This is a genomic window from Nocardia bhagyanarayanae, from assembly GCF_006716565.1.
In the GTDB taxonomy this organism is placed as follows: domain Bacteria; phylum Actinomycetota; class Actinomycetes; order Mycobacteriales; family Mycobacteriaceae; genus Nocardia; species Nocardia bhagyanarayanae.
In genome coordinates this window covers 4,344,649-4,368,177 of record NZ_VFPG01000001.1, presented here as the reverse complement: position 1 = coordinate 4,368,177, position 23,529 = coordinate 4,344,649, and the positions used below count along the sequence as shown (strand labels likewise).

Genomic DNA, 23,529 nt, shown 5'->3' with positions numbered 1-23,529 from the left:
TCGGCCCCGCTGGACGCCGCCGAAACCCGGACTTGTTGCCGGCATCCCGCGCATGCTTCGGTTACACGTCTGCGATTTCGCAGGCGTTCGCCGTATGGCGCGGATGAGGAGTACAGGATCGATGGTTCGCTCGGGCGATCGGATGCACGCCTATCTCATCGACCAGGTCAACATGATGCTGCGGCGGGTCCAGATGTACGGCGGTGAGCCCGCGCTCTGGACGACCTTCGATCACCTGTTCTTCCTCGAGGACGAGGATCGCGGACAGGCGGACCTGTGGCAGTCCTGGCGCGAGCGCAACGCCTTCACACCCACGGGCGCGAAAGGCGCTCTGCAACGCCACCTTCCAGGCGACGACCTCGCGGACGCGCTGGCATCGATGTACGCGGAGGCCGCACGGAACAGAGGGTGGCTTCGTTTGGATCGGACGTTGACATCCGATGAGTACGTCGAGATGCGCGGAGCCGTAGCTTCGTTCACCGCCCAGGACCGCACCTACAGCGAGGTGAGCGCCACCTTCGGTGAGCCGAGCGTTCTGTTCGGTAGCTCGAATCGCTTGTACGGCAAGACGCTCGCCTACGCGACCGCCGACCCCGCCGACCCGATGGTGGTCTTCCATCTCTGGAACGGCGTCGACGAGGGCGCGGAGCAACGCTGGCCGCCCAAGTATCCGGAGCCAATCCTCGTGGCAATCCGTTGCGGCACAGGCTCGTTTCCCGCCACCTTCTCCTTCACCCCCGAAGGTCGACGACTGCGGCCGCAATCCTGAACTACCACGCAGCCGAACGGCTCACCGCAGCGGACCAGAACTAGTCCCCCGCGGTGTCGAAGGCGTCGAGGATCTCTTCGGCGGCCAACGCCGCGGTGAGAGTTCCCTCGCGCACCTGCTTTTCCACTTGGGCGCGAATGGCTTTCACGTTCGGGTTGTCGGCCAACCTGCGCAGCAGCTGGTCGTGGACCATGGTCCAGGTCCAGTCGACCTGCTGGCGGCGGCGCTTCTCGTCGAACTCGCCCGCGTCGGTGAGCACCCGCCGGTGCTTCAGCACGGTGTCCCAGAACTTGTCCAGGCCGATGCCTTCCAGTCCGCTCATGGTGAGCACCGGAGGCCGCCACAGCGCGTCGTGCGGGTGGATGAGGCGCAGCGCCCCGGCCAGCTCGCGCGCTGCCGCCTTGGCCTCTACCTCGTGCTTGCCGTCGGCCTTGTTCACCGCGACGAGGTCGGCGAGCTCGAGCACGCCTTTCTTGATGCCCTGCAACTGATCTCCGGTGCGGGCCAGCGTCAGGAAGCAGAACACGTCGACCATGTTGGCGACCGTCACCTCGGACTGGCCGACGCCGACGGTCTCCACCAGGATCACGTCGTAGCCCGCCGCTTCCAGCAGCACGATGGTCTCGCGGGTCGCCTTGGCGACGCCGCCGAGTGTGCCCGCCGTGGGCGAGGGCCGGATATAGGCGTCGCGCTCCACCGAGAGCCGCGCCATCCGCGTCTTGTCGCCGAGGATGGAACCGCCGGTGCGGGTCGAGGACGGGTCGACGGCGAGCACCGCGACCCGATGCCCCTTGCCGATCAGGTACATGCCGAGCGCGTCGATGAACGTCGACTTGCCGACGCCGGGAACGCCGGTGATGCCTACTCGATTCGACAGCACCGCACTCGCGGAGCCGTGTGTCTCCGGTGTCAGCTTCAGCAACAGCTGCTGAGCCAGCGCCCGGTGGTCGGCCCTTGTCGACTCGACCAGGGTGATGGCCCGCGCCAGGGCGGCCCGCTCGTTGTTGCGGACCGCCGTGGCGAGTGCGTCGACATCGATGGTGCGGCGCGCGGCTCCCCCACGCGGAGAAGCCGAACCTGCTTCGTTCATTCCGCGGCGGACTCCGCGGCGCCGGTGCCGATTTCGTGACCGAGCTCGGCGGCGAGCTTCTTCAGCAGATCGATCGCCGCGTCGGCGATGACGGTGCCGGGCGGGAAGATCGCGGCGGCGCCCGCCTGGTAAAGCTCGTCGAAGTCACCGGGCGGGATGACACCGCCGACGATGACCATGATGTCGGGTCGCCCGACATCTGCCAGCGCCTGCCGCAGGGCGGGCACCAGCGTGAGGTGGCCTGCCGCCAGCGAGGACACACCGACGACGTGCACGTCGTTGTCGGCCGCCTGCTGCGCCACCTCTTCCGGGGTCTGGAACAGCGGGCCCACGTCGACGTCGAAACCGAGGTCGGCGAAGGCGGTGGCGATCACCTTCTGACCTCGGTCGTGCCCGTCCTGACCCATCTTCGCGACGAGGATGCGCGGCCGACGGCCTTCGGCCTCGGCGAATTCCTCGACGAGTTCGCTAGCCGTGGTGATGTTGGTGACCTTCCCTGCCTCGTCGCGGTAAACGCCGGAGAGCGTGCGGATCTCGGCCTGGTGCCGGCCGTACACCTTCTCCAGCGCGTCGGAGATCTCGCCGACGGTGGCCTTGGCGCGCGCCGCGTCGATGGCCAGCGCGAGCAAGTTGTTCTCCATGCCGCCCTCGGAAGACGCTGCGGCACGGGTCAATTCGTTCAGCGCCCGCTCGACGGCCGCGGGGTCGCGGTCGGCGCGCAGCTGCCGCAGCTTCTCGATCTGCTCGGCGCGCACCCGCGAGTTCTCGACCTTGAGGACCTCGACCTCGTGGTCCTCCTCCACCTGGTACTTGTTGACGCCGATCACCGGCTGCTGGCCGGTGTCGATGCGCGCCTGGGTGCGGGCGGCTGCCTCTTCGATGCGCAGCTTCGGGATGCCCTCCGAAATCGCCTGCGCCATACCGCCGTGCGTCTCCACCTCGGCGATGTGCGCGCGGGCGCGGTTGGCCAGCTGGTGGGTCAGCCACTCGACGTAGTACGAGCCGCCCCACGGGTCGATCGGCCGGGTGGTGTTGGACTCCTGCTGGATCAGCAGCTGGGTGTTGCGGGCGATGCGGGCGGAGAAGTCCGTCGGCAGCGCCAGCGCCTCGTCGAGGGCGTTGGTGTGCAGCGACTGGGTGTGGCCCTGGGTCGCGGCCATCGCCTCGATGCAGGTGCGCGCCACGTTGTTGTAGGCGTCCTGCGCGGTCAGCGACCAGCCCGAGGTCTGCGAATGAGTGCGCAGCGACAGCGATTTCGCGCTCTTCGGCTCGAACTTCGCGACCAGCTCGCTCCAGAGCAGGCGACCCGCACGGAGTTTCGCGACCTCCATGAAGAAGTTCATGCCGATGGCCCAGAAGAACGACAGCCGCGGCGCGAACTTGTCGACCTCCATGCCCGCGTCGATGCCCGCCCGGATGTACTCCACGCCATCGGCGAGGGTGTAGGCGAGCTCCAGATCGGCCGTGGCTCCGGCCTCCTGGATGTGGTAGCCGGAGATGGAGATCGAGTTGAACTTCGGCATCTTCGCGCTGGTGTAGGCGAAGATGTCGGAGATGATCCGCATCGAGGGCTTGGGCGGATAGATGTAGGTGTTGCGGACCATGAACTCCTTCAGAATGTCGTTCTGAATGGTTCCGGCCAGCTGCTCGGGCGCGACGCCCTGCTCCTCCGCCGCGACGACGTAGAGCGCCAGGATCGGCAGTACCGCGCCGTTCATCGTCATCGACACACTCACCTGATCGAGGGGAATGTGGTCGAAGAGCTGGCGCATGTCCAGGATGGAATCGATGGCGACGCCCGCCATGCCGACATCGCCCTGCACGCGCGGGTGATCGGAGTCGTAGCCGCGGTGCGTCGCGAGGTCGAACGCGACCGACAGACCCTTCTGGCCCGCCTGCAGGTTGCGGCGGTAGAAGGCGTTCGAGTCGGCGGCGGTGGAGAAGCCCGCGTACTGACGGATGGTCCACGGCTGGTTGACGTACATGGTCGGGTACGGGCCGCGCACGAACGGCGCGACGCCCGGCACGCTGTCGAGCGGATAACCCGCCGCGGCGACGGCGTCCCGATCGGCCTTGGTGAACACCGGCGGCACGTCGATGCCCTCCGGGGTCGACCACACCAGTTGCTCGGGCGTGTGGTTGTTGGCCGCCGCCGCGCCCGCCACGTACGCCTCGACCTGGGCGGCGTCGACCGCGGCAGGTTCGGGCGCGTGCTCGTCGAGCGGCACCTCGGCGAAATTGCCGATCACGTGCTTGATCTCACGCGTAGTCATCAGGCTCCCACCTTCTCCAGCAGGCCGGACAGCGCCGCCACCGCGTCGATCTTCGCGGCGAGGAATCCGTCCGGGCGCTGCGTGCCGCTCAGCTCGGCGACGGCCTTCGCCGCGCCCGCGAGCAGCACCGTTTCCACACCCGCCGCGCGCAGCGCCTCGACCGCCGCGCCTGCCTCCGCGCCGTAGCGCGCGTCCGAACCGCAGAGGACCGCGATCCGGGCGTCGGCTTCTTGTGCGGCGGAAGCTATTCCGGCCACGTCCAGGGGGCCGGGGTTGATCGATTCGATACCGCCGGAGGCCAGCAGGTTCGCGATGAAGGTGACCCGCACATTGTGCTCGGCCACTGTGCCGAGCGGCACGAGCAGCGCCTTCGGCCGGGCCCCGTTGGCCGCCAGATACACATCGGAGCGGTCGCGCAGCGCTTCGAAGGCCGCGCCGTAGCGGGCGACCCGGCTCGGCGTGCGGGCGGCGTCGGAGAGCGGCCGCTCGGCCAGGTTCGGGAATTCGTTGACACCCGTCACGGCGGTCTTGCGGTGCGCGACATCGGAATCGCGGGCGGCCTTGGTGGCGGCGATGCGCTCGGCGAGCAGACCCGACTCCAGCGCGGCGACGTAACCGCCCGCGGCCTCCAGCTCCTGCATGAAAGCCCAAGCCTTGGCGGCCAATTCGGCGGTCAGGTCCTCGACATACCAGGAGCCGGCGCCCGGATCCTGGACGTGACCGAGGTGCGACTCCTCCAGCAGCAGCAGTTGGGTGTTGCGGGCCATGCGATCCGCGAACGACTTGGACACGCCCAGCTCACCGGCGGGCAGCGCCGAGTCGAACGGCAGCACCGTGACGGTGTCCGCGCCGCCGACGCCCGCGCCGAAGGCCGCGAGCGTGGTGCGCAGCATGTTCACCCAGGGGTCGCGCTGGCTCATCATGGCCGCGGACGTGACCGCGTGCTGCGGTGCGCCGCCGAAGTCCGGGGCGCCGCAGGCGTGCGCGACGCGGGCCCAGAGCTTGCGCGCGGCACGGAATTTCGCGATCGTCGCGAACTGGTCGTCGGTGGCGGCGAATCGGAATTCCAGCTGGCCGAGCGCGTCCGCGATGTCCTGGCCCTCGGTGAGCGCGCGCAGGTACTCCAGGCCCGCGGCCACCGCGGCGCCGAGCTCCTGCGCGTCCGAGGCGCCCGCGTCGTGGAAGACGGTGCCGTCCACGGTGATCGCGCGCACCGTCTCCGCACGGGCGATCGACTGTGCGGCCAGCGCGACGGTCTCCGACAGCTCCGCGTCGGCGACGCCCGCGAAACGGCTGGTGAGCGGCGCCGCGCCGAGGGAGAGCTGGATATCTGCGCGCTCCGGCGCCGCATAGGAGTCGAGCACCTCGAAAAGCGTTGCGGCGGCGGAGGACACCTGCGCGCCTGCGTCGAGGGTCAGCGGCGCCAGCTCGAAGAGCAGGCCGTCCAGCGCCGCGGGCAGCTCGGCCAGGGGAACGCCGCGCTCGCCGACGCCGAGCCAGATCGCGCTGATGCCGTTCTCCAGTCCGGCCAGGATCTCGCGCTTGGCCGCCGCGCCGTCGCCGGGACCGACGAAGGCGCTGACGTACCAGCCGCGATGCACGTCGCGCGCGGCGTCGCGGCCGCGCACGAAGGGGAAGGCGCCGGGCAACGGCAGTTCCGGCCGCTCGTCGCGCCGGGTGTAGAGCGGGGCGACGGTGAGCCCGTCGTAGGTGGTCTGCGCGAGCAGCTGCTCCGGCTCGTCCGGCAACTCGGCGATGTCGACCCTGCGCGCCTTGGCGAGCACACCCGCGACGCCTTTGCGCCACGCACCGTACTGGGGAACCGGATCCGTGCCCTCCGGACGCTCCGCGAGCCCGGCGCCCGGAGACGGATCTGAAGCAATCGGCATAGCTGCTGTTCCTCTTCCACTCGACCACGGGGCGCACCCGAGGTGTGCGCCCGAACCGTCGCATTCGCCCAGCTCAGCGAGCACTTCGGTTAACGAGTATTCGTCCCGTTTCCATTGATGCTAGCGGCAGCGGCAGCGTCGGTTGACCCTGGCCGCCACTACCAACCGGTAACCTGTCGCGGGTGACCAGGCTGCTCCGTAACCCGCGTATCCTCGCCCTGCTCGTCGGTGTGGGTGCGCTGTTCGTCGCGGCGCTGCTCGTCCCGCTACCCGGTCCGACACAGATCCAGCAGTGGGCGGACTCGGTCGGCCCGTGGTTCCCACTGCTGTTCTTCGGGGTCTACTCGATTCTCGCAGTGGCGCCGCTGCCGCGCACGGTACTGACCGTCAGCTGCGGTGTGCTTTTCGGATCATTGCTCGGCACGGCGATCGCACTCTCGGCCACCGTCGTCGCCGCCGGGATGGCGCTCGTTCTGGTGCGCGCGCTGGATCGCAACAAGGTCGCGTCGCGGCTCACCCATCCCGCCGTGCGCGCCATCGACGAGCGGCTGGAGCGGCGCGGCTGGCTGGCCGTCGGTTCGCTGCGGCTGATCTCGTTCGCGCCGTTCTCGGTGGTCAACTACTGCTGCGGGCTTTCCTCTATTCGCTTCTGGCCGTATCTCGCCGCCACCTTCGTCGGTTCCGCGCCGGGCACCATCGCCACCGTGGTCCTCGCCGACGCGCTGACCGGCGGCTCCCATCCCGCGATGCTGGTGGTCTCGGGCGTGTGTCTGGCCATCGGGCTGCTCGGGCTCGTCGTCGACGCCCGCTGGCGGCCCGAGACCCGGGACGCCGAGATCGAGCGTTCCGACGAACTCCTGGTCGCGCGCGACTGACCGTCAGTCGACGGTCAGCTCGCTCGGCAGGGCGATCACGTCGACCATCGCCCCGTTGCGCAGCACGGTGACCGGAACTGGCCTGCCGATGGCGTCTGCGAACAACTGACGCTGGATGCCCTGGGCGTCGCGGACTTCGGCGCGCGCGACGCTGAGCACCAAATCGCCACGGCGCAATCCGGCGGCCTCGGCGGGTGCGCCGCGCACCACCTCCACGATGCGCACACCCGCCCGCTGACCGGTCCGCTCTGCCACGTCGGACGGCAGCGGCGCCGGGACGCCGACCAGCCCGAGGTAGGCGCGGCGGACGCGCCCCTCGGCGCGCAGGGTTGCGATGATGCGGCGGGTGGTGGCGTTGATCGGAATGGCAAGTCCCAGACCGATTCCCGCGACGGCGGTGTTGATGCCCACCACCCGTCCCGCCGAATCGGCCAGCGCGCCACCGGAATTGCCGGGATTCAGCGCCGCGTCGGTCTGGATGACGTCCTCGATCACCCGTCCCGCGCGGCGCGAGGCGACCGGCACCGCGCGGCCGAGCGCGCTCACCACGCCCGCGGTCACCGACCCCGCCAGACCGAGCGGGCTACCGACCGCGACCACGAGCTGCCCGACGACGAGCTTGTCCGCGTCACCGAGCACCGCCGCGCCCGGGCCGCCGCCGCGGGCGCGCAGCACCGCGAGATCGGAGAGCGGGTCGACGCCGACCATGTCGAACCGGGACTCCACGCCGTCGGCGAACACCACCTCCCCGTGCGACGCCGCGCCGATGACGTGCGCGTTGGTCAGCAGAGATCCGTCGTCGGTGAACACGACCGCCGAACCGGTCCCCCGCCGCGTCCGCACGCTTGCCACGTGCGGCGTGACCGATTCGGCCACCGACACCACCGTTCGCGAGTACGCGTCCATCGCATCGTCCACCTCGACCACCTTCTCGCCGTCGGCAACAGCCCCTCCCAGGATGCCCTTGCCGGACGCGGCGCGCACCGTCTTCGTGGCGAGCGCGCGCCGCGACCGAAGCGCACCCGCTCGGTCTCCCGGAAATCCGGATCGAGTTCGTAGAACACCGACAAGATCCATGATCGCCAACCGGGTGCAGCCGTTCGGCTGCGAGCGTGGGTTTTTCGCGGCGGGTGTCGGCGGACCGGTCAGGCGAGGGTCGCGAAGTAGCAGAGCGCGAGCAGGGCGATGGACAGGAGCGCGGCGGAAAGGGCGAGGATCTTGACGGTTCGGGCTTGCTGCAACTCGAGGCGGATGAGCAGCGAGTGCTGGAGGTAGCGGGCGCGGTCGTGTTCGGCGACCGCGCGCTGGCGCACGTCCTCGATGTCGGCGAGCAGGTGGCCGATCGCGCCGCTCAGTTCCCCGGCGCGGTCACCGTGTTCGGCGAGCAGGCGGCGGGTCGCGCGGGCGAGATCGCGCTGGGTGTCCCGGACCATGGTGACGGCGTCCTCCGCGGCGTCCAGGTCGGCGACCGCGGCGCGCAGTTCGGCGACCTCGCGGATCCGGTCGCCGCCGTCGACGGCGGCGTCCATCTCGCGAGCGAGCGCGGCCAGCCCCGACCGTGCGCGTCCGAGCACGCCTTCGGCGGCCTCGTTCAGCGAGCGGAGCAGGGCGTAGAGCACCCCGTGCGGCGAACCGGCGAGGGCGGGTCTGCGGCCCATCTCGGCGACGGCGCGGTCGAAGGGCGCGAACGGTTCCGCCGATTGCGAGGTGACCACGAAATCGCCGCCGAGCGCGAAGACGATCGTCTCGCGCCGAACCGTGTCGCCGCGCAGGTAGGTCGCCGCGACCGGTAGGTAGACGAAATCGCCTGTCTCCCAAATCCGGTCGTGACTGCGGGAGAAGTCGATGCCGAGGCGTTCGCGCAACACGGCCGCGGTGTCCTCGTCGGACGCCGACAGCGGAATCCAGTGCAGACCGAGCACTTCGGTGTCGAAGCGGTCGGTGGGCGTGCCGAGCGAGCTGGTCATCTCGGACTCTCGATCGGCGTTCCGATAGTGGCATCCGGCATCCGCCGCTCACCCCGCTTCGCTCGTCAGGCTGTTGTGTGGCGCGAGACGCGCCACCGTTCATTAGTAACCCGCGTCTCGGGCCCCGTCAATCGAGGCGACTGTGCGGTTCCCCACGCTTCGAACGCGTATTCGCCGGGGCCGCATCTATTTTCGGATTGCGAGATAGTCGCCGTGGCCCGCACTCGACGGAAATCCGCGGCGCGGCCCTATTCTTGGCCCATGAAGACGGAGGCGCTCGACGCGGTCGACCTCGGACTGCTGCACGCCCTCCAGGTGGACGGAAGGGCGCCGTTCAGCAGGATCGCGGAGGTCCTGTCCGTCTCCGATCGGACTATCGCGCGGCGATTCGCGCGCCTGGCCGCCGCCGGGACGGTCCGGGTGACCGGCGTTGCCGACAGCGGACGCACCGGAACGGCGGAATGGGTGGTGCGCCTGCGGATTCGGCCACACCGCGCCGACGACCTCGCGCACGCGCTGGCCGCGCGACCGGACACCGCCTGGGTGACGGTGCTGTCCAGCGGCGCCGAGATCGTCTGCGTCTTCCGCACCGCCGCCGCCGAGCCGGCGCCGCTGCCCGCGCTGGCCAGGCATTCCGACGTCCTCGGCGTCGACGCGCAGCGGCTGGTCCGCCATCTCACGCGCAGACGCTGGCACGGCCGCACGTCCGCGCTGGACGCCGATCAGGTCTCCGTGCTGCGCGCCGAGCTGCCGGTTGCCGGCGGGCCGATCGCGCTGACCGACCTGGACCGGCGCATGCTGCCCCGATTGGCCGCCGACGGGCGGGCGAGCTATCCGGGTCTGGCCGGCGCGCTCGGCTGGTCGGAATCCGCGGTGCGGCGCAGGCTGGACGAATTGCGGCGGGCGCGCGTGCTCCGGTTCGACGTCGAGGTGGACGCCGCGCTGCTCGGCTACGCGTTCCAGTGTGTGCTGTGGCTGACGGTGACGCCCCGGCACCTCGCCGCGGTCGGCGCGGCGCTGACCGAGGACCCGGAGATCGCGTTCGCGGGCGCCACCACCGGACCGCACAACATCATCGCCGTGGCGATCTGCCGCGACGCGGATGCGGTGTTCGACTACGTCGTCGAGCGGGTGGGCGCGCTGCCCGGCGTGGAACGATTGGACACCGCTCCGGTCACCCGGTACGCCAAGCGCGCGGCGCCCGCGCTCACCGCGCGGTGAAGAACAGCCCGGCTCCGTACGCGTCACGGCCGGACACGAAGAACCCGCCCGCCGTGGTGCGGGTGGGGATGTCGCCGCGCTCCACCAACTCGCGCGCCGCGGCCACGTCGTCGACGCGGATCGTCATCGCGGCCAGATAGGAAGGGGCCGGGGCGGATTCGCCGGGCAGCACGTCGGGGGCGTCGGCGGCGCGCACCAGTTCCAGGCGCACGTCCTTGTGCTCGAGGACCGAGAGCGGGCGCTCGTCGGTCCAGCCGGCGCCGAGCAGGTCGGCGTATCGCCTTGCGATGCCGTCGAATTCGTCGCCGTCGGCCACGATCAGCACCGCGGCGATGCCGCGGGCGCCGTTCGGATGCGACAGGTATCGCGGCTGGTGCACGTACTCGCGGGTGAGGTGTTGGGCGAGGCCGAGATAGCCCTCGGGCGTGGTGCGCGGGTCGAGGTGGACGGCGCGAGCCCGGACCGTGCGCGCTCCCTCGACGGTGTCGACGTCGCGCTCGAGGTCGAGCACGCCCGAGGTCCGCATGCCCAGCGCCGCGAGCCGCGCGTGCGTGGCGGCCGCGTCGTCGGTGTCGAGGTTCAGGATGCGGAAGCCTTCGTACTGATCCGCCATCGCCGTGGTGTGCCAGGGATCCGGCGCGGATTCGTCGACGATGCCGAGCAATTCGATGTAGGACCCGCCGAACAGGGCGCACAGATTCGCGGTGCATCCCGCTTGCGGTGTCGCACCGGGCCGCGCGCTCAGCAGGTGCCGCGATCGCGGGCTGAGGGTGAACCCCAGGGCGCGGTAGACGCGTTCGAGGCCGTCAAGGTCGCGGGTGAGGATGCCGGTGTGGTGAATGGCGGTGATGTCGTCGGTCATGGGTCCAGCGTGCGGATCCGCACCGCCGAGCGCTCGTGGGCCGCGGCGGCACGCCGGAATCCGACGCGGATTCGGCGGACGTGGACGGATTCCGGCACCCGGCCGGAGCCCGCGACGGTCACCGATCCGGATCGAGCAGAGCGCGCAGCGCCTCGGTGTGCACGGCCGCACCGTCGAGGAACTGCGCCTCGGTCAGCTCCAGCCTGCCGGTGACCAGATCCATGGCCATGCGCAGGACTTCGCGCTCGGTCGGCGCGACGACCTGCGACTGCTCGAGCCGCGTGCCCCGCTCGACTCGAACGCGGCAGCGCCATCCGGCACGGCCGGGAAACTGCACCGGGCGGCCGATCACCACCGACACCCGCACGCCGTCCCGGTCGAACTCCTTAGTCGCGAGATCGTCGGCACACACTACGGGCAATGACTCAGCTACAGGCCGGTTCTGCATTCCGATCTCCCGGTAACAGCTCGTATCTATCCATGGAATCGCGCGAACGACTGGCTGAACCGTAACCGGGCGAATGCGCTGCCGCAACTTTTCAGCAAACATGAGCAGCCGCCATCGTCCACCGATTCCACGACGACGACGACAAACTCGTGGTCCTCGCCGACGATGCCGCCCCGCCCGACGACGCCGCGATCCTCGCCGCCGTCGCCTTCCAGGAGACACCGGGCGAGCACGCGATCATCCGGAGCTGACACCGAAAACTCTGCCCCGGCACGTCTTTCGCGTTGTTCCGATGGCGACCAGCTCGGGCAACGCGACGCCTCATGGGCGCGGCACGTTCTCCTCGAGCGGCAGGGGCCACCGATCGATGGCGGAGCGCGGGGTGATGCCGAACCGCGTGATCGCCTCGGTGCGATAGTGGTCCGCGGTCAGCGCGGCGGGGTACAGGGCTGTGGCCTCGGCCAGCCAGCCGGTGGCCTGGTCGACCGCGCGGTCGGGTGGGCGGGTCGGGTCCGGGCCGAGCACGTCGTCGGCGCAGCACGGGTCCGCGATCACCGCGGCGGCGAGATGCTGGAGGCAGCGCGCGATTCCGTGATCGTCACGCAGCGCGCGGTACGCGGTGAGCGAAAGCCGCCAGCAGCGCAGCGCCCTGGCGCCCTCGCCGCGGGCCCACCAGACGTGGCCGAGGATCTCGTGCATGTGGGCGCGACCGTCCGGGTCGCGGCCCTGTCTGGTCAGCGCCTCGGCCAGTTCCAGCCGGTCCTGCGCGTCGTCGAGCAGACCTTGGCGCAGCAGCACCACGCCGAGGTTGATCAAGGCGCAGACCTCCCCGGGGATGTCCTCGCGCGGCAGCAACCACCAGACCCGCTCCAGCTGGACGCGCGCCCGCTCGAGGTCCGCCGCAGCGGTCTGCGACGGATTCGCCAGCAGTCTCAACGCTTGCGCGTGCTCGTAGCGCGCGGTCAGGTCGGCGTAGCGGCCACGGTCGCCGCCGCGGCGCGGCAGGCCGGCGTCCGGATCCGCGCGCAGCCGGACTTGGGCGGCGTGCGCGCCGAGCGCGTCCAGATCGGGCAGCCGGCACAGTTTTTCCGCGAGGTCGGCGTCTTGCCGTCCGGTGCGCGCGTACCAGACGTCGAGGGCATCGGCGATCCGGATCAGGCTGGGCACCGCGGTCCTCGGCAGCGCGGCGCGCAGGGACGCGCACTCGGTCACCAACCGCCGCAGGAACGGTTCCTCGGCCTCGAACCAGCCCCGCCCTGCCGCGGCGAAGCGCGGCGTGCCGAGACCGATCGCCCAGCGTTCGGCGCGATCCGCGTGATGCCGGGCGAGCGCCGTGATCGCGGCGCTCCACCGCGATCCGCCACGCACGTCGGCCGCGGCGGGTCTGTCGGGCACCGCGACGACCCAGTACTGCTGCACGCCCGCGCCGCGCACGAATCCCCCCGCCACCAGTTCGGTCAGCAGCAGCGGCGCGGTGGTCCGCGGCGGGGCGCCGTCGGACGGGTCGCGCGCGGGCGCATCCAAGATGGCCGTGAGCACGGCGAGCAGCGCGGCCGCGCTGTATTCGCGCACCGGCAGCCCACCGAGTACCGCCGCCTCCGTGTGCGTGGCGCCGTCCGACCTCGTCAGCTGCGGCGCGTCCGCGCTCGGGTTGGCGCCGATCGGGGTCTCGGCGTCGACGAAATCGCTGAGCAACTCCAGTTCCCTTGCCGTGTGCGGGCTTTCGCGCAGCCTGCGCCGTTCGGCCCGCAGCCAGCGGCTGACCAGCACCACCACGGCGAACATCGCGATCACCAGCAGACCCACCGAGAGCAGCACGCCGACGCCGCGCTCCAGGAAGAGGCTGGACACGATATTGATGACCAGCCCGAGCAGCACTGCCGCGGCCAGCGCGCCGCCACCGAAACGGAAACGCACGAGTGCCGGTGGCGCCGCGGCGATTCCGGGTGACGGCGGCGGGGCGACCGAGCCCTCCTGCCCGCTCATCGCAGCACTCCCCCGGTCAGCCCTGGCACGAGGAATCTGCGCCAAGTCGCCAGCAGCAGGACGACCGGGACGATGGCGAAGACCAGCGCACCGGCGGCCAGCTGCGGCAGGTTCTCCTCGTACTGGCGGGCCTCGCCCCACAGCAGCAGCGACCACGGGCTCGCGCCCGCACCGCTGATCATCAGGCTGACGAAGAAGTCGTTCCACACCAGGATGAACTCCAGCACCGCCGCGGTGATCACGGCGCGCCCCGCGCCGTCCCACAGCCGCCGCGCCACCGCACCGGGCCGGGCCAGCCCGTGCAGCGCGGCCGAACTCGGGTTCTCCTCGGCCGCCCGCATCGCGCCGCGCAGGATCAGCACGCTGACCGGAAGTCCGGCCGCACCGTGGACCAGCATCAGCGGGTACTGCGTCCCCGCGAGGCCCAGCGCTTCGCTCACCTCGTCGATCGGCCCGAGATACATCTGCGCGGGCAGCACGGCGAGCACCACCAGCGCGGCCATCGCCAGCCGGACGGACCACGTGTCCGACGGCGTCGCCGACAGCCACCGCGCCACCGGCAGCGCGGCCGAGACCGCCAGCACGGTGGCGACGGTCGCCACCAGGGCGGTCACCCCCAGCGTCGACGGCAGGCCAGCCTCCCAGACCCGGCCGAGCGCGGGCCAGCCCAGCCCGTCCGGCCGCCGCATCGAGACCCACGCCAGCATCAGCAGCGGCGCGAGGGAGACCACGCCCATGACCACCGCGAAGCCGGTGGCGAGCCGACCGGCGCGGCGCACCGCCTGCGGTTCGTGCGAACGCGGGCGCAGCGGCAACCGAAGTTCCCGCGCCCCACCGGTTTTGCCCAGCGCGAACGCGCAGGCCCCCACCAGCACCGCCAGCGGCACCGAGTAGATCGCGACCTCGGCCGCGGCGCTGTCGGTGGTGGCCAACCGCCACCACCGCACCGTCGCGCTGTCGCTGCCGTACTGGTAGGCGGCGGGGATGCCGATGAGGATGACGTCGAAGACCCTGGCTGCCGCGACGACGGCGGCGATCCCGGCGATCAGCACCACCGGGTGCACCAGCCGCACCCCGCGCCACGCCACGAACGCGAACCGGAAGGGCCCGGTCGGCGCGTTGAGGTAGCCCCAGCGGACCGGATCGGACTCGATCGCCCGAAGGCCCGCCGAGAACATCCCCGTGAGGAACCCGAACCAGGTCCACCAGAACGCCATCAGCGGCATCCACCGGTATCCGGACTGGAACGTCGCGACATCGCCCTCGGGCACCGCCGCCTCGAACATCACCCGGAACGCCAGGCCCGAGACGAAGGCCGCGACGCCGAACGGCAGCACCAGCGGCAGCCACAGCCACCGCACGCCGCGACTCCACCACGCGGTGCACAGCGCCACCGCCATCAGGCCGAACCCGGCGAGCACGAACAGCAGCGTCCGCCCGTAGACCTCCAGCGTGTCCGCGCTCGCGTCGGCCACGAACAGCAGCGGTCCCGCCAGCAACAGACCGACGGCGACGCCCACCGCGACGAGCCGCGGCTTGCCGTTCGTGAACAGCAGCGCCGCCACGAGCACCGCCGCGCCGCCGAGGACCAGCGTCAGCGGCACCGCGAGCCGCGTTCCCTCGGTCACCACCGTCCAGCCCGAGGCCAGGACCAACAGCGCCGCGAGCAGCCACGCGGGCACGACCCGCGCCCAGCCCCAGCCGCGCCACGGATTGCGTCCGCCGATCAACGCGCCGCGCATCCGCCGGGTGGCGAGTTCGAGATACAGTCCGTTGCTGTGGAATCCGGGTGGCGTCGTCATCGGCTCACCACCGCGCCAAGGCCAGGACCGCGTCGTTCACGGCGGGACCGATGCCGGACCGGTCACCGTCGACGGCGATCAGGAACTCGGTGAGTATCCGCCACAACCCGTTTCGCCCGCCGAGCGCTCCGATCTGGTCCGACAGGTCGAACACCACCTCGTCGCGCGGACCGAAAACCGCTGAGTCGCGCAGTCGTTCGGCCGACGGACGCAGGAACGGCGAATAGGCGGCGTCGGTCTGCTCGTTCGGCGCGAGGAACCCGTGGAACCGGTTGATCCACGGCAGCGGCGCCGCGGGGGCGGCCAGCGCGGCGAGCACCCGCTCCGCGCGGTCGTCCGCCGACGGAGTGAGCACCAGGACGTCGCCGCCGACGATGCGCGGGCGCGGGCCCGCGGGCGCGAGACCGGGAAAGTCCATCACGCCGACGACCTCGGCGGGGTTGCGTCCCGATTCGGCGACGGCCTTGCGCACGATGGGCTCGGCGAAATCGGGCGCGACCACCATCACCGCCCGCCTTCGCTGGAACACCTCCCGCACCGCGTCGGAGAACTGCATGGTCAGGGCGGTGCCGACCCCGCCGGCGAAAGCGGCGGGGTTCGCCGCCCACGAGCCGAGCAGGTGCAGGGCGGCACGCACCGCGTCCTTCTCCCAGCTCGCCGACTCCCCGCCGGCGGCAAGCGCCGCGTAGGTTTCCGGGTCCTGCGCGTAGAGCAGATTCTCGAACAGGTCGGTCAGCGCCCACCCGTCCGCCGCGGCCAGCGCCAGCAGCCGCCGGTCCGTTCCGGCGAGGAACTCGATGCGGTCGAGCCAGAAGTCCAGCGTCCACAGCGCGGGGGTCCCGACCCCGGACTCGAGCGCCGATTGCCGGTCGAACCACACCATCGACTTGTCGGCCGCCTTGAACGGCACACCGTACGGGCGTTCGTCGTGGTAGAGCAGTTCCGCCCAGACACCCGGGTAGCAAGGCTTCTCCAGCTCGTCGAGCCACAGCGATTCGGGAACGTCGCGCAGCGCGCCGCCCTCGGCCAGCTCGCGCACCCGACCGGCCTGCGGCAGCATGACCAGTTCCGGCGCGGACCGTCCGCCGGTCAACGCCGTCTCGATCTCGTCGCCGAGCGGGATCACGTCGACCGAACCGGACAGGTCCAGCGCGTCGAGCACCGCGCGGAACGCGGCTAGCTCGGAACCGCTCCAGGACACGGCGATTCGCACCGCGCCCGGCGTGCCGAGCACACCCGTGCCGCAGCCCGCCAGCGGTGCGATCGACGCCGCCCGCAGCAGCGCCCTCCGCGTCAGCATGTTCTCCCGGATGTCCGTCCCCACACGAGCACGCACCGATTATCCGTGGCGCGGAACGTTTTCGGCTGGAGACGCCGAAAACGCGCTGCCCCCGATTCCTTGGGCGACAACCCGCCACGCGAACCGCCCCGCCGCTCGGAGGTGAGCGACGGGGCGGCGCGGGAAAGAGCTACTGCCGGTAGTTCTCCGGCGGCTGCCACGGGCGGCCGTGCGGGTCGTCCGGGCGGTAGGCCAGGGGTTGCGGCGGCTCCTGTTGCGCAGGAGCGGACTCGGTCGGCGAAACGACCTGCTGGTGCGGCGAGGGCTCGGGCGAACGCTGCGGCGGGGTGGGCATCAGGCCCTCGACCGGCTGGCGTGCGGTGGCCTCCGCCGCGCGAACGGCGCGTTCGATGGTCGGATCCGAGGCGGTGTCGAACCAGTCGGCGACATCGGAATCGTCCTCGACCTTGACCGGCGCCGAGTCGTCGGCGGGCGGCTCGTAGCGGAAGACGCCGTCCTCGCCCTGCGAGCCGAAGCTCTTGGCGAAGCCTTCCAGCGCCTTGCCGAAATCGCTCGGCACCAGCCACACCTTGTTCGCGTCGCCGCGGGCCACCATCGGCAGCGTCTGCATGTACTGGTAGGCAAGCAGTTCCGGCGTCGGCTTGCCGGATTTGATTGCGGCGAAGACCTTTTCGATGGCCTTCGCCTGGCCCTGGGCTTGCAGGTAGGCGGCGGCGCGCTCACCTTGGGCACGCAGAATGCGGCTCTGCCGTTCACCTTCCGCGCCGAGGATGGCGGACTGCTTGGCGCCCTCGGCGGCAAGGATCTGCGCCTGCTTGGCGCCCTCGGCCGTCTTGATCTGCGACTCCCGGGTGCCTTCCGCGGTGAGGATCATCGCGCGCTTCTCGCGGTCGGCCTTCATCTGCTTCTCCATCGACTCCTGGATCGACGGCGGCGGATCGATGGCCTTGAGCTCGACGCGCGCCACGCGCAGGCCCCAGCGTCCGGTGGCCTCGTCGAGCACACCGCGCAGCTGGTTGTTGATCTGGTCGCGGGAGGTCAGCGTCTCCTCCAGCGTCATGCCGCCGACCACGTTGCGCAGCGTGGTGACGGTGAGCTGCTCGACCGCGGCGATGTAGTTGCTGATCTCGTAGACCGCGGACTGCGGGCTCGTGACCTGGAAATACACCACCGAGTCGATCTGCAACGTCAGGTTGTCCTGGGTGATCACCGGCTGCGGTGGAAAGGACACCACCCGCTCGCGCAGGTCCACCTTGGCCCGGATCCGGTCGGCGAACGGCACCAGGAACGTCAGCTGGCCGGACACCGTCCGCGAGTACCTGCCGAGCCGTTCGATGACCGCCGCCTCCGCCTGCGGCACCAGCGCGATCGATTTGAACACCACCACCACGACCAAGAGGACGAGCACGGCGGCGACGATCAATACAGCCATTACGGCCCCTTCCAGACGACGGCCGTCGCGCCGTCGATCTTCATGACGTACACGGTCGCGCCCGGCTCGTACACCTCGTCCGGGTTCATCGGCCGCGCGGTCCACACCTCGCCGCCCAGCTTCACCCGGCCGGAATGGGCGGCGACTTCCTCCAGCACCAGGGCCGACTTCCCCGGCAGCGCATCGACATTCGTCGGAATCGGCGGCGGCGTACCGAACTTGCGGCGCAGCATCGGCCGCACCCCGAGCATGAGCACCGCGGTGATCACCGCGAAGACCACCGCGTCGATCACCAGGGAGGTGTCCGCCGCCGCGCTCACCCCCGCCGTCCCGAGGGCCGCGATGCCGATCATCAGCAGCGTGAGGTCCCCGGTGAGCATCTCTGCGGCCGCGAGCAGGATGCCCGCGACCAGCCAAGCTATTGCGGCCACGCAACCCACTCTAACCGCAAGATCGCTGCGCCACCGGGTAGTTTCGGGCGGGTGGGTACGCGCGACAGGTATGGCGACATCTTCGCCGGACACGAGAGAACCAAGAAGCGGGCGGTGCCGAAGGTGACCGCCGAACGCGACCTCGTGGTGGAGGACGCGGCCAGCGGATTCTGCGGCGCCGTGGTCGGATTCGATCGCAGCTACGACGGCGATTTCGTGAAGCTGGAGGACGCGCGCGGTGCGGTGCGGCTGTTCGCGATGCGGGAGGCGGCCTTCCTGATCGACGGCGAGCCGGTCACCCTGGTGCGCCCAGCCGTCGCCGCGCCGAAGCAGCCGACCAGGTCCGCGTCCGGCTCCACCCGGGTGGCGGGCTTGCGCGCTCGAGTCGCCAAGGCCAGCCGGATCTGGGTGGAGGGTGTGCACGACGCCGCCTTGGTCGAGCGGGTGTGGGGCCACGATCTGCGGGTCGAGGGCGTGGTGGTCGAGCACCTGGAAGGGCTGGACAATCTGGCCGCGCGGCTGGCCGAGTTCGAGCCCGGTCCCGGCCGCCGGGTCGGCGTGCTCGTCGACCACCTGGTCACCGGCTCCAAGGAAACCCAGCTCACCACCGGTCTCGGCCCGCACGTGCTGGTGACCGGGCACCCGTTCATCGATGTATGGCAGGCCGTGCGGCCCGCGACGCTGCGCATCGACGCCTGGCCCGAGGTGCCGCGCGGGGAGGATTGGAAGACCGGTGTCTGCCGGCGTCTCGGCTGGGGCACCCCGCAGGACGGGTGGCGGCGGGTCTACGACGCGGTCGAGTCCTTCCGCGATCTGGAGGCGCCGCTCATCGGCGCGGTCGAACGCCTGATCGACTTCGTCACCGAACCGGAGTAGCCGGGCACGCGCCGCGCGACCGGTGGATGCGGTGCCGTCCCGCGGCGCCGAATCGGCGGGTGCGCGCAGCTCACGAAGGCTCGTGCGCCGATGCCCGCCGGTAGCCCGAAGCGTTTATGCTCGATAATTATGTGCTCTCCTAGTGCCACGCTGACGGTGTGGGCCGGCTCTTGGCTGGCCGGGTGCAGTGCGCCCGACGACGTCTTGGAGGCGCTGCACGCGTGGGCGCCGCGGCACACCATCGCCGCGGGCGACCCGATGACCGGCGCCCGCACCGACCTGCCGTGGTCCTCGCGCACCACGCTGCCGGGATCCGGTGTCATGGCGTTGCTCAAGGTCATTCGCGAAGCCATGGCCCAGCCCGGCGCGCAGCTGCGCCTGGTGCTTCCGGTCCCCGGCGACGTGCGCGGGCTGCCGCCGGGCACCGTGTTCAGCGCCGACGCCATCGAGGCCGAGGAGGGCTTGCTCGTCGGTGTGCCCGGCACCGAGGGCACCGGGCTGATCCCCCGGTGGCCCGACGACGACACCCTCCAGTGGACGCTCTACAGCACCCCGATCCCGCCCGCCCCCGGCCCGGACATGTCGCTCGGCGAAGCCGAATACGCCATGCGGGAGGCCGTCCGCGACGCCGCCGACGCGCTGATGCAGCTGCACACGACCGCGGTCGGCGCCGCCGATTCCGATCCGCGCGAACTCATCGAGGCCGAGCTCGCCGACTACGCCAGGCACGACTACCCGAACTCGATCCCACTGCGCGCCAAGCGCATTCTCGACACCGCCGATCACGTGGCCGCGATACTGACGGTGGCGCAACGCGAACCGGCGTCCGCGCCGACCTCGGCCAGCGCCATCGGCGCGCAGGAGACGCTGCTGCGCCCGCTCTGGGACGCGATCCGCGCGGCCCGGCTCGTCGCGGTGCACGCGGCCGCGCGCGGCGGTAACTAGTCGGCTCGAAGCCCGCGGCGTCAGGCGAAACATCGCCCATCGCAGCATCTTTCACTCCGCCGCCGACAACCCGTGTGAACAGGCCTTTTCGGTCTCGCGTTGCTTTCATGTGCTAACAAATTTTCGCCACATCGTGGGATGACCTCTCGCATTGCTGATAGCGTGGGCGAGTTGTCGAGTTCTGGACGCTTGGATCAGCGCTTGTTCGGATCGACGGTGGTCGCAGCCCAGATCGCCTGTCCGGCAGGCACTGTGCGGTGACCTCACGGATCACCGTGCGCCGCATCCTTGTTCCAGCCTCGACGCGGAGCTCATGTCCCTCGTCTGGAGTACCGTCTTTTGACCACGTCACAGTCCGCGGTCACCGCGCCGCACGCCACCGCACCCGGAGTCTGCCCGGTCCAGCACGGATCCCCGATCGGCGCCGACGGCCCCCGGATCCCGCTGCACGTCCCGGAATTCGCCGCCGACCCGCACGGCGCCTACGACGACATGCGCCGCCAGTACGGTTCGGTGGTCCCCATCGAACTGGCGCCGAACATCCCCGCGACGCTGATCATCGGGTACAGCACCGCGCTGCGCATCCTCAACGACCCGGACCACTTCCCCGCCGACCCGCGGATGTGGCAGAAGGACATCCCGGACGACTGCCCCGTCAAACCGATGATGGAGTGGTACCCGAACGCGCTGCGCAACGCCGGCGCGGTGCACGCGCGCTACCGGCAGGCCTACGTCGCGAGCATCGACGGCATCGACCTACACGCGCTGCACGCCACCATCGAGCAGATCGCCATCCCGCTGATCAACAGCTTCTGCGAGGCGGGCTCGGCCGATCTGGTCACCCAGTACGCCTTCCCGCTCGTCTTCGAGGTCTTGAACCAGATGGTCGGCTGCTCGGCCGAGCTGGGTCAGCGCGTGGCGACCGGCATGGCGATGCTCTTCGACACCGTCGAGGCCGCGCGCGGCATGGAGATGCTCAGCGCCGCGCTGATGGAGCTGATCACGCTGCGGCGCGCGGAGCCGGGCGACGACGTCACCTCGCGACTCGCGCACCACCCCGCGAAGCTGGACGACGAGGAGATGCTCTGCCAGCTGATCAGCTTCTACGGCGCGGGGATCGAACCGCAGCAGAACCTGATCACCAACACCCTGCTGCTGATGCTCACCGACGACCGGTTCGGCGGACATGTGCTCGGCGGCAGCCTCTCCACCCGGGACGCGCTCGACGAGGTGCTGTTCAACGACCCGCCGATGGCGAACTTCTCCATCACCTATCCGCGCCAGCCGATCCTGATCGACAACACCTGGCTGCCCGCGCACCAGCCGGTCCTGATCAGCCTCGCCGGGAGCAACAACGATCCCGCCGTGCGCGGCGGCGACCGCACCGGCAACCGCTCGCACCTGGCGTGGGGCGCCGGACCGCACGCCTGCCCGGCCCGGTCGGTGGCGTACCTGGTGGTGCAGGACGCCATCGATCAGCTGCTCGACGCGCTGCCCGAGCTGGAGCTCGCCGTGCCCGCCGCCGAATTGAGCTGGCGTCCAGGGCCTTTCCACCGCGCCATGGCGGCGCTACCGGTCGTCTTTCCCCCATCCCCTCCGTTGAATCTGGTGTAAGGAGCCACCGATGGAGTACGAACCGATAGTCCTGGATCTGACCGGCGCCGATATCCAGGGCGAGTCCGCACGGATCCGCGAGCGCGGGCCCGCCGCGCTGGTGGAGCTGCCCGGCGGCGTGCCCGCGTGGTCGGTGACCGACGCCGCCGTGCTCAAGAGCCTGCTGGCCGACCCGCGCGTCTCGAAGGACGCGCGGCAGCACTGGTCGGCGTTCATGAACGGCGAGATCACCGAGGCGTGGCCGCTGCACCCGTGGGTCGCCGTCGACAACATGTTCACCGCCTACGGCGCCGAGCACCGCCGTCTGCGCAAACTGGTCGCGCCCGCGTTCACTCATCGGCGCAGCGCGGCGCTGCGACCGCGCATCGAGGAGATCACCACCCAGCTGCTCGACGCGCTCGCGGCCACGCCGCCCGGCGAAACGGCCGACCTGCGTGAGGGTTTCGCCTACCCCGTGCCGATCCAGGTGATCACCGAGCTGCTCGGGGTGCCGGAGTTCCTGGGGCCCGGCCTGCGCAAGTGTGTCGACGGATTCTTCGACACCTCGCTCGGTCCCGAGGAAGGTGTGGCGAACTACCTGGAGATGTACGGGCTCGTCAGCCAGCTGGTGGCCCACCGGAGGGACAACCCCGGTGACGACGTCACCAGCGTGCTGATCGCCACCCGCGACGAGGACGGCTCCCAGCTGACCGAGAAGGAGCTCGTCGACACCCTGATGCTGGTGATCAACGCCGGGCACGAGACCACGGTCAATCTGCTCGACCAGGCAATCTTCGCGCTGCTCACGCACGAGAACCAGCGCGCGGACGTCCTCGCGGGCCGGGTGCCGTGGTCGGACGTCGTGGAAGAGACGCTGCGCTACGAGTCGCCCGTCGCGCACCTGCCGCTGCGTTACGCGGTGGAGGACATCGAGATCGGCGACATCCGCATCCCGAAGGGCGAGGCGATCCTGGCGTCCTACGCCGCGGCGAGCCGCGACCCGAAGGTGCACGGCGCGACCACGAACGAGTTCGACGTGCACCGCGCGAACAAGGAACACGTCGCGTTCGGCCACGGCGCGCACCACTGCCTCGGCGCGCCCCTGGCCCGGCTGGAAGCGGAGATCGCGCTGCCCGCGATCTTCCAGCGCTTCCCGGATATGCGGCTGGCCGTCGACCCGTCGGAGCTCCTTCCGGTGGGCAGCTTCGTCTCCAACGGGCACCGCACGCTGCCGGTGTATCTCGAAGCAGCGCAGTAGATTCCGGCTGAGCTCGGGTGGATTCTCGTCCACCCGAGCACCCGCCGTGCGGGACGTGGTCAGTAGTGCGGCGGGTACTGCTGTGGATACGGCTGCTGCTGGTACTGCGGCGGGTAGGGCTGCTGCGGGTACGGCGGCGGATACTGCGGCTGCTGGGGGTAGGCCGCCTGCTGGTACTGGTGCGCGTACGGGTCCTGCCCGTAGGGCGGCTGCTGCCCGTACTGCTGCTGCGGATACGGGGGCGGCAGCTGGCTCGGCTGCTGCGGCGGCGGCGCGCCGTTGCTGCCCTTCTTGCTGAAGTACCAGATGAGCAGGGCGATCGCGACGACCACCACGATCAGGCATACGAGACCCCCGACGTAGTCGGAGAACTCGACGTCGCCGTCGCCGCCGCTGGAACCGCCGCCTCCGCCCCGCCGGGCTTCATAGGAATCCAGCGCCGTGGTCCAGACAGCGCTCTCCGCCATCAGATCGGTCGCGGCGAGCAGCTCTAGGTACATCGAAGGGCCTCC

20 protein-coding genes are annotated in these 23,529 nt (G+C 70.6%); 7 read left to right on the top strand and 13 right to left on the bottom strand.

Going from position 1 to position 23,529, the window contains the following annotated elements; all coding sequences use genetic code 11:
- Positions 1 to 121 precede the first annotated feature (121 nt).
- A complete protein-coding gene (locus FB390_RS18795) occupies positions 122 to 769 on the top strand; it encodes a hypothetical protein (RefSeq protein WP_141810105.1) in 648 nt (215 codons plus the stop codon).
- A gap of 40 nt (positions 770 to 809) precedes the next feature.
- Here the strand turns inward: FB390_RS18795 and meaB are convergent, their stop codons facing one another.
- Genes meaB through FB390_RS18780 form a run of 3 tightly spaced genes read right to left on the bottom strand, consistent with a single transcriptional unit; the run spans position 810 to position 6,021 of the window.
- Complete coding sequence (gene meaB / locus FB390_RS18790; RefSeq protein WP_141810104.1) at positions 810 to 1,859, bottom strand: methylmalonyl Co-A mutase-associated GTPase MeaB; 1,050 nt, start codon at positions 1,857 to 1,859, stop codon at positions 810 to 812.
- Positions 1,856 to 4,132, bottom strand: a complete 2,277-nt coding sequence (gene scpA / locus FB390_RS18785; protein ID WP_141810103.1) for a methylmalonyl-CoA mutase — start codon at positions 4,130 to 4,132, stop codon at positions 1,856 to 1,858. The genes meaB and scpA overlap by 4 nt, the downstream gene beginning before the upstream one ends.
- Positions 4,132 to 6,021 (bottom strand): methylmalonyl-CoA mutase family protein, encoded by a 1,890-nt coding sequence (locus tag FB390_RS18780; protein WP_141810102.1) that lies wholly within the window; start codon positions 6,019 to 6,021, stop codon positions 4,132 to 4,134. The genes scpA and FB390_RS18780 overlap by 1 nt, the downstream gene beginning before the upstream one ends.
- 182 nt (positions 6,022 to 6,203) lie before the next feature.
- Here FB390_RS18780 and FB390_RS18775 point away from each other — a divergent pair, with 182 nt between their 5' ends.
- Positions 6,204 to 6,896, top strand: a complete 693-nt coding sequence (locus tag FB390_RS18775) for a TVP38/TMEM64 family protein (RefSeq protein ID WP_185757084.1) — start codon at positions 6,204 to 6,206, stop codon at positions 6,894 to 6,896.
- Positions 6,897 to 6,899: 3 nt separating this feature from the next.
- Here the strand turns inward: FB390_RS18775 and FB390_RS18770 are convergent, their stop codons facing one another.
- Together FB390_RS18770 and FB390_RS18765 are read right to left on the bottom strand one after the other, a co-directional pair.
- Entirely contained in the window at positions 6,900 to 7,802 is a 903-nt protein-coding gene (locus FB390_RS18770) for a S1C family serine protease (protein WP_185757258.1), read from the bottom strand.
- Positions 7,803 to 8,041: 239 nt separating this feature from the next.
- A complete protein-coding gene (locus FB390_RS18765; RefSeq protein WP_141810101.1) occupies positions 8,042 to 8,863 on the bottom strand; it encodes a CorA family divalent cation transporter in 822 nt (273 codons plus the stop codon).
- Between the two features lie 261 nt (positions 8,864 to 9,124).
- Here FB390_RS18765 and FB390_RS18760 point away from each other — a divergent pair, with 261 nt between their 5' ends.
- On the top strand, positions 9,125 to 10,084 hold the full coding sequence (locus FB390_RS18760) for an AsnC family transcriptional regulator (protein WP_141810100.1): 960 nt from the start codon (positions 9,125 to 9,127) through the stop codon (positions 10,082 to 10,084).
- Here the strand turns inward: FB390_RS18760 and FB390_RS18755 are convergent.
- From FB390_RS18755 to FB390_RS18725, 7 genes are all read right to left on the bottom strand, one after another.
- Positions 10,071 to 10,946, bottom strand: a complete 876-nt coding sequence (locus FB390_RS18755) for a VOC family protein (protein WP_141810099.1) — start codon at positions 10,944 to 10,946, stop codon at positions 10,071 to 10,073. The genes FB390_RS18760 and FB390_RS18755 overlap by 14 nt on opposite strands.
- A 118-nt stretch (positions 10,947 to 11,064) precedes the next feature.
- The gene (locus FB390_RS18750) at positions 11,065 to 11,358 is read right to left on the bottom strand and encodes a hypothetical protein (RefSeq protein ID WP_246124098.1); all 294 of its coding nucleotides are present in this window, start codon (positions 11,356 to 11,358) and stop codon (positions 11,065 to 11,067) included.
- 357 nt (positions 11,359 to 11,715) lie between these two features.
- On the bottom strand, positions 11,716 to 13,380 hold the full coding sequence (locus tag FB390_RS18745; protein ID WP_141810098.1) for a tetratricopeptide repeat protein: 1,665 nt from the start codon (positions 13,378 to 13,380) through the stop codon (positions 11,716 to 11,718).
- Positions 13,377 to 15,182 carry an ABC transporter permease family protein gene (locus tag FB390_RS18740; RefSeq protein WP_141810097.1) on the bottom strand — a complete coding sequence of 602 codons (1,806 nt, stop codon included), beginning with the start codon at positions 15,180 to 15,182 and terminating at the stop codon, positions 13,377 to 13,379. Before FB390_RS18740 ends, FB390_RS18745 begins: the two co-directional genes overlap by 4 nt.
- A gap of 4 nt (positions 15,183 to 15,186) precedes the next feature.
- A complete protein-coding gene (locus FB390_RS18735) occupies positions 15,187 to 16,518 on the bottom strand; it encodes an ABC transporter substrate-binding protein (protein WP_246124097.1) in 1,332 nt (443 codons plus the stop codon).
- A gap of 133 nt (positions 16,519 to 16,651) precedes the next feature.
- Positions 16,652 to 17,914 carry an SPFH domain-containing protein gene (locus tag FB390_RS18730; protein ID WP_141810096.1) on the bottom strand — a complete coding sequence of 421 codons (1,263 nt, stop codon included), beginning with the start codon at positions 17,912 to 17,914 and terminating at the stop codon, positions 16,652 to 16,654.
- Positions 17,914 to 18,345 (bottom strand): NfeD family protein, encoded by a 432-nt coding sequence (locus FB390_RS18725; RefSeq protein WP_141810095.1) that lies wholly within the window; start codon positions 18,343 to 18,345, stop codon positions 17,914 to 17,916. The genes FB390_RS18730 and FB390_RS18725 overlap by 1 nt, the downstream gene beginning before the upstream one ends.
- A gap of 51 nt (positions 18,346 to 18,396) precedes the next feature.
- Between FB390_RS18725 and FB390_RS18720 the strand changes: the two genes are divergently transcribed.
- From FB390_RS18720 to FB390_RS18705, 4 genes are all read left to right on the top strand, one after another.
- Complete coding sequence (locus FB390_RS18720) at positions 18,397 to 19,221, top strand: DUF3097 domain-containing protein (protein ID WP_141810094.1); 825 nt, start codon at positions 18,397 to 18,399, stop codon at positions 19,219 to 19,221.
- A gap of 129 nt (positions 19,222 to 19,350) precedes the next feature.
- Entirely contained in the window at positions 19,351 to 20,166 is an 816-nt protein-coding gene (locus tag FB390_RS18715) for a hypothetical protein (RefSeq protein ID WP_141810093.1), read from the top strand.
- Between the two features lie 339 nt (positions 20,167 to 20,505).
- On the top strand, positions 20,506 to 21,780 hold the full coding sequence (locus FB390_RS18710) for a cytochrome P450 (protein ID WP_141810092.1): 1,275 nt from the start codon (positions 20,506 to 20,508) through the stop codon (positions 21,778 to 21,780).
- Between the two features lie 10 nt (positions 21,781 to 21,790).
- Positions 21,791 to 23,017, top strand: a complete 1,227-nt coding sequence (locus tag FB390_RS18705) for a cytochrome P450 family protein (protein WP_141810091.1) — start codon at positions 21,791 to 21,793, stop codon at positions 23,015 to 23,017.
- Positions 23,018 to 23,076: 59 nt separating this feature from the next.
- On the opposite strand, the gene FB390_RS33585 is transcribed toward FB390_RS18705, so the two are convergent.
- Positions 23,077 to 23,517: a hypothetical protein gene (locus FB390_RS33585; protein ID WP_185757083.1), complete on the bottom strand. Its 441-nt coding sequence runs from the start codon at positions 23,515 to 23,517 to the stop codon at positions 23,077 to 23,079.
- Positions 23,518 to 23,529 lie beyond the last annotated feature (12 nt).

What these genes read in the sequence shown, in the direction of transcription:
- FB390_RS18765 (WP_141810101.1), bottom strand. Translation starts at nt 8,863, where the DNA reads ATGACCAGCTCGCTCGGCACGCCCACCGACCGCTTCGACACCGAAGTG.
- meaB (WP_141810104.1), bottom strand. Translation starts at nt 1,859, where the DNA reads ATGAACGAAGCAGGTTCGGCTTCTCCGCGTGGGGGAGCCGCGCGCCGC.
- FB390_RS18715 (WP_141810093.1), top strand. Translation starts at nt 19,351, where the DNA reads ATGTGCTCTCCTAGTGCCACGCTGACGGTGTGGGCCGGCTCTTGGCTG.
- FB390_RS18780 (WP_141810102.1), bottom strand. Translation starts at nt 6,021, where the DNA reads ATGCCGATTGCTTCAGATCCGTCTCCGGGCGCCGGGCTCGCGGAGCGT.
- FB390_RS18745 (WP_141810098.1), bottom strand. Translation starts at nt 13,380, where the DNA reads ATGAGCGGGCAGGAGGGCTCGGTCGCCCCGCCGCCGTCACCCGGAATC.
- FB390_RS18760 (WP_141810100.1), top strand. Translation starts at nt 9,125, where the DNA reads ATGAAGACGGAGGCGCTCGACGCGGTCGACCTCGGACTGCTGCACGCC.
- FB390_RS33585 (WP_185757083.1), bottom strand. Translation starts at nt 23,517, where the DNA reads ATGTACCTAGAGCTGCTCGCCGCGACCGATCTGATGGCGGAGAGCGCT.
- FB390_RS18770 (WP_185757258.1), bottom strand. Translation starts at nt 7,802, where the DNA reads ATGGACGCGTACTCGCGAACGGTGGTGTCGGTGGCCGAATCGGTCACG.
- FB390_RS18755 (WP_141810099.1), bottom strand. Translation starts at nt 10,946, where the DNA reads ATGACCGACGACATCACCGCCATTCACCACACCGGCATCCTCACCCGC.
- FB390_RS18730 (WP_141810096.1), bottom strand. Translation starts at nt 17,914, where the DNA reads ATGGCTGTATTGATCGTCGCCGCCGTGCTCGTCCTCTTGGTCGTGGTG.
- FB390_RS18740 (WP_141810097.1), bottom strand. Translation starts at nt 15,182, where the DNA reads ATGACGACGCCACCCGGATTCCACAGCAACGGACTGTATCTCGAACTC.
- scpA (WP_141810103.1), bottom strand. Translation starts at nt 4,132, where the DNA reads ATGACTACGCGTGAGATCAAGCACGTGATCGGCAATTTCGCCGAGGTG.
- FB390_RS18795 (WP_141810105.1), top strand. Translation starts at nt 122, where the DNA reads ATGGTTCGCTCGGGCGATCGGATGCACGCCTATCTCATCGACCAGGTC.
- FB390_RS18705 (WP_141810091.1), top strand. Translation starts at nt 21,791, where the DNA reads ATGGAGTACGAACCGATAGTCCTGGATCTGACCGGCGCCGATATCCAG.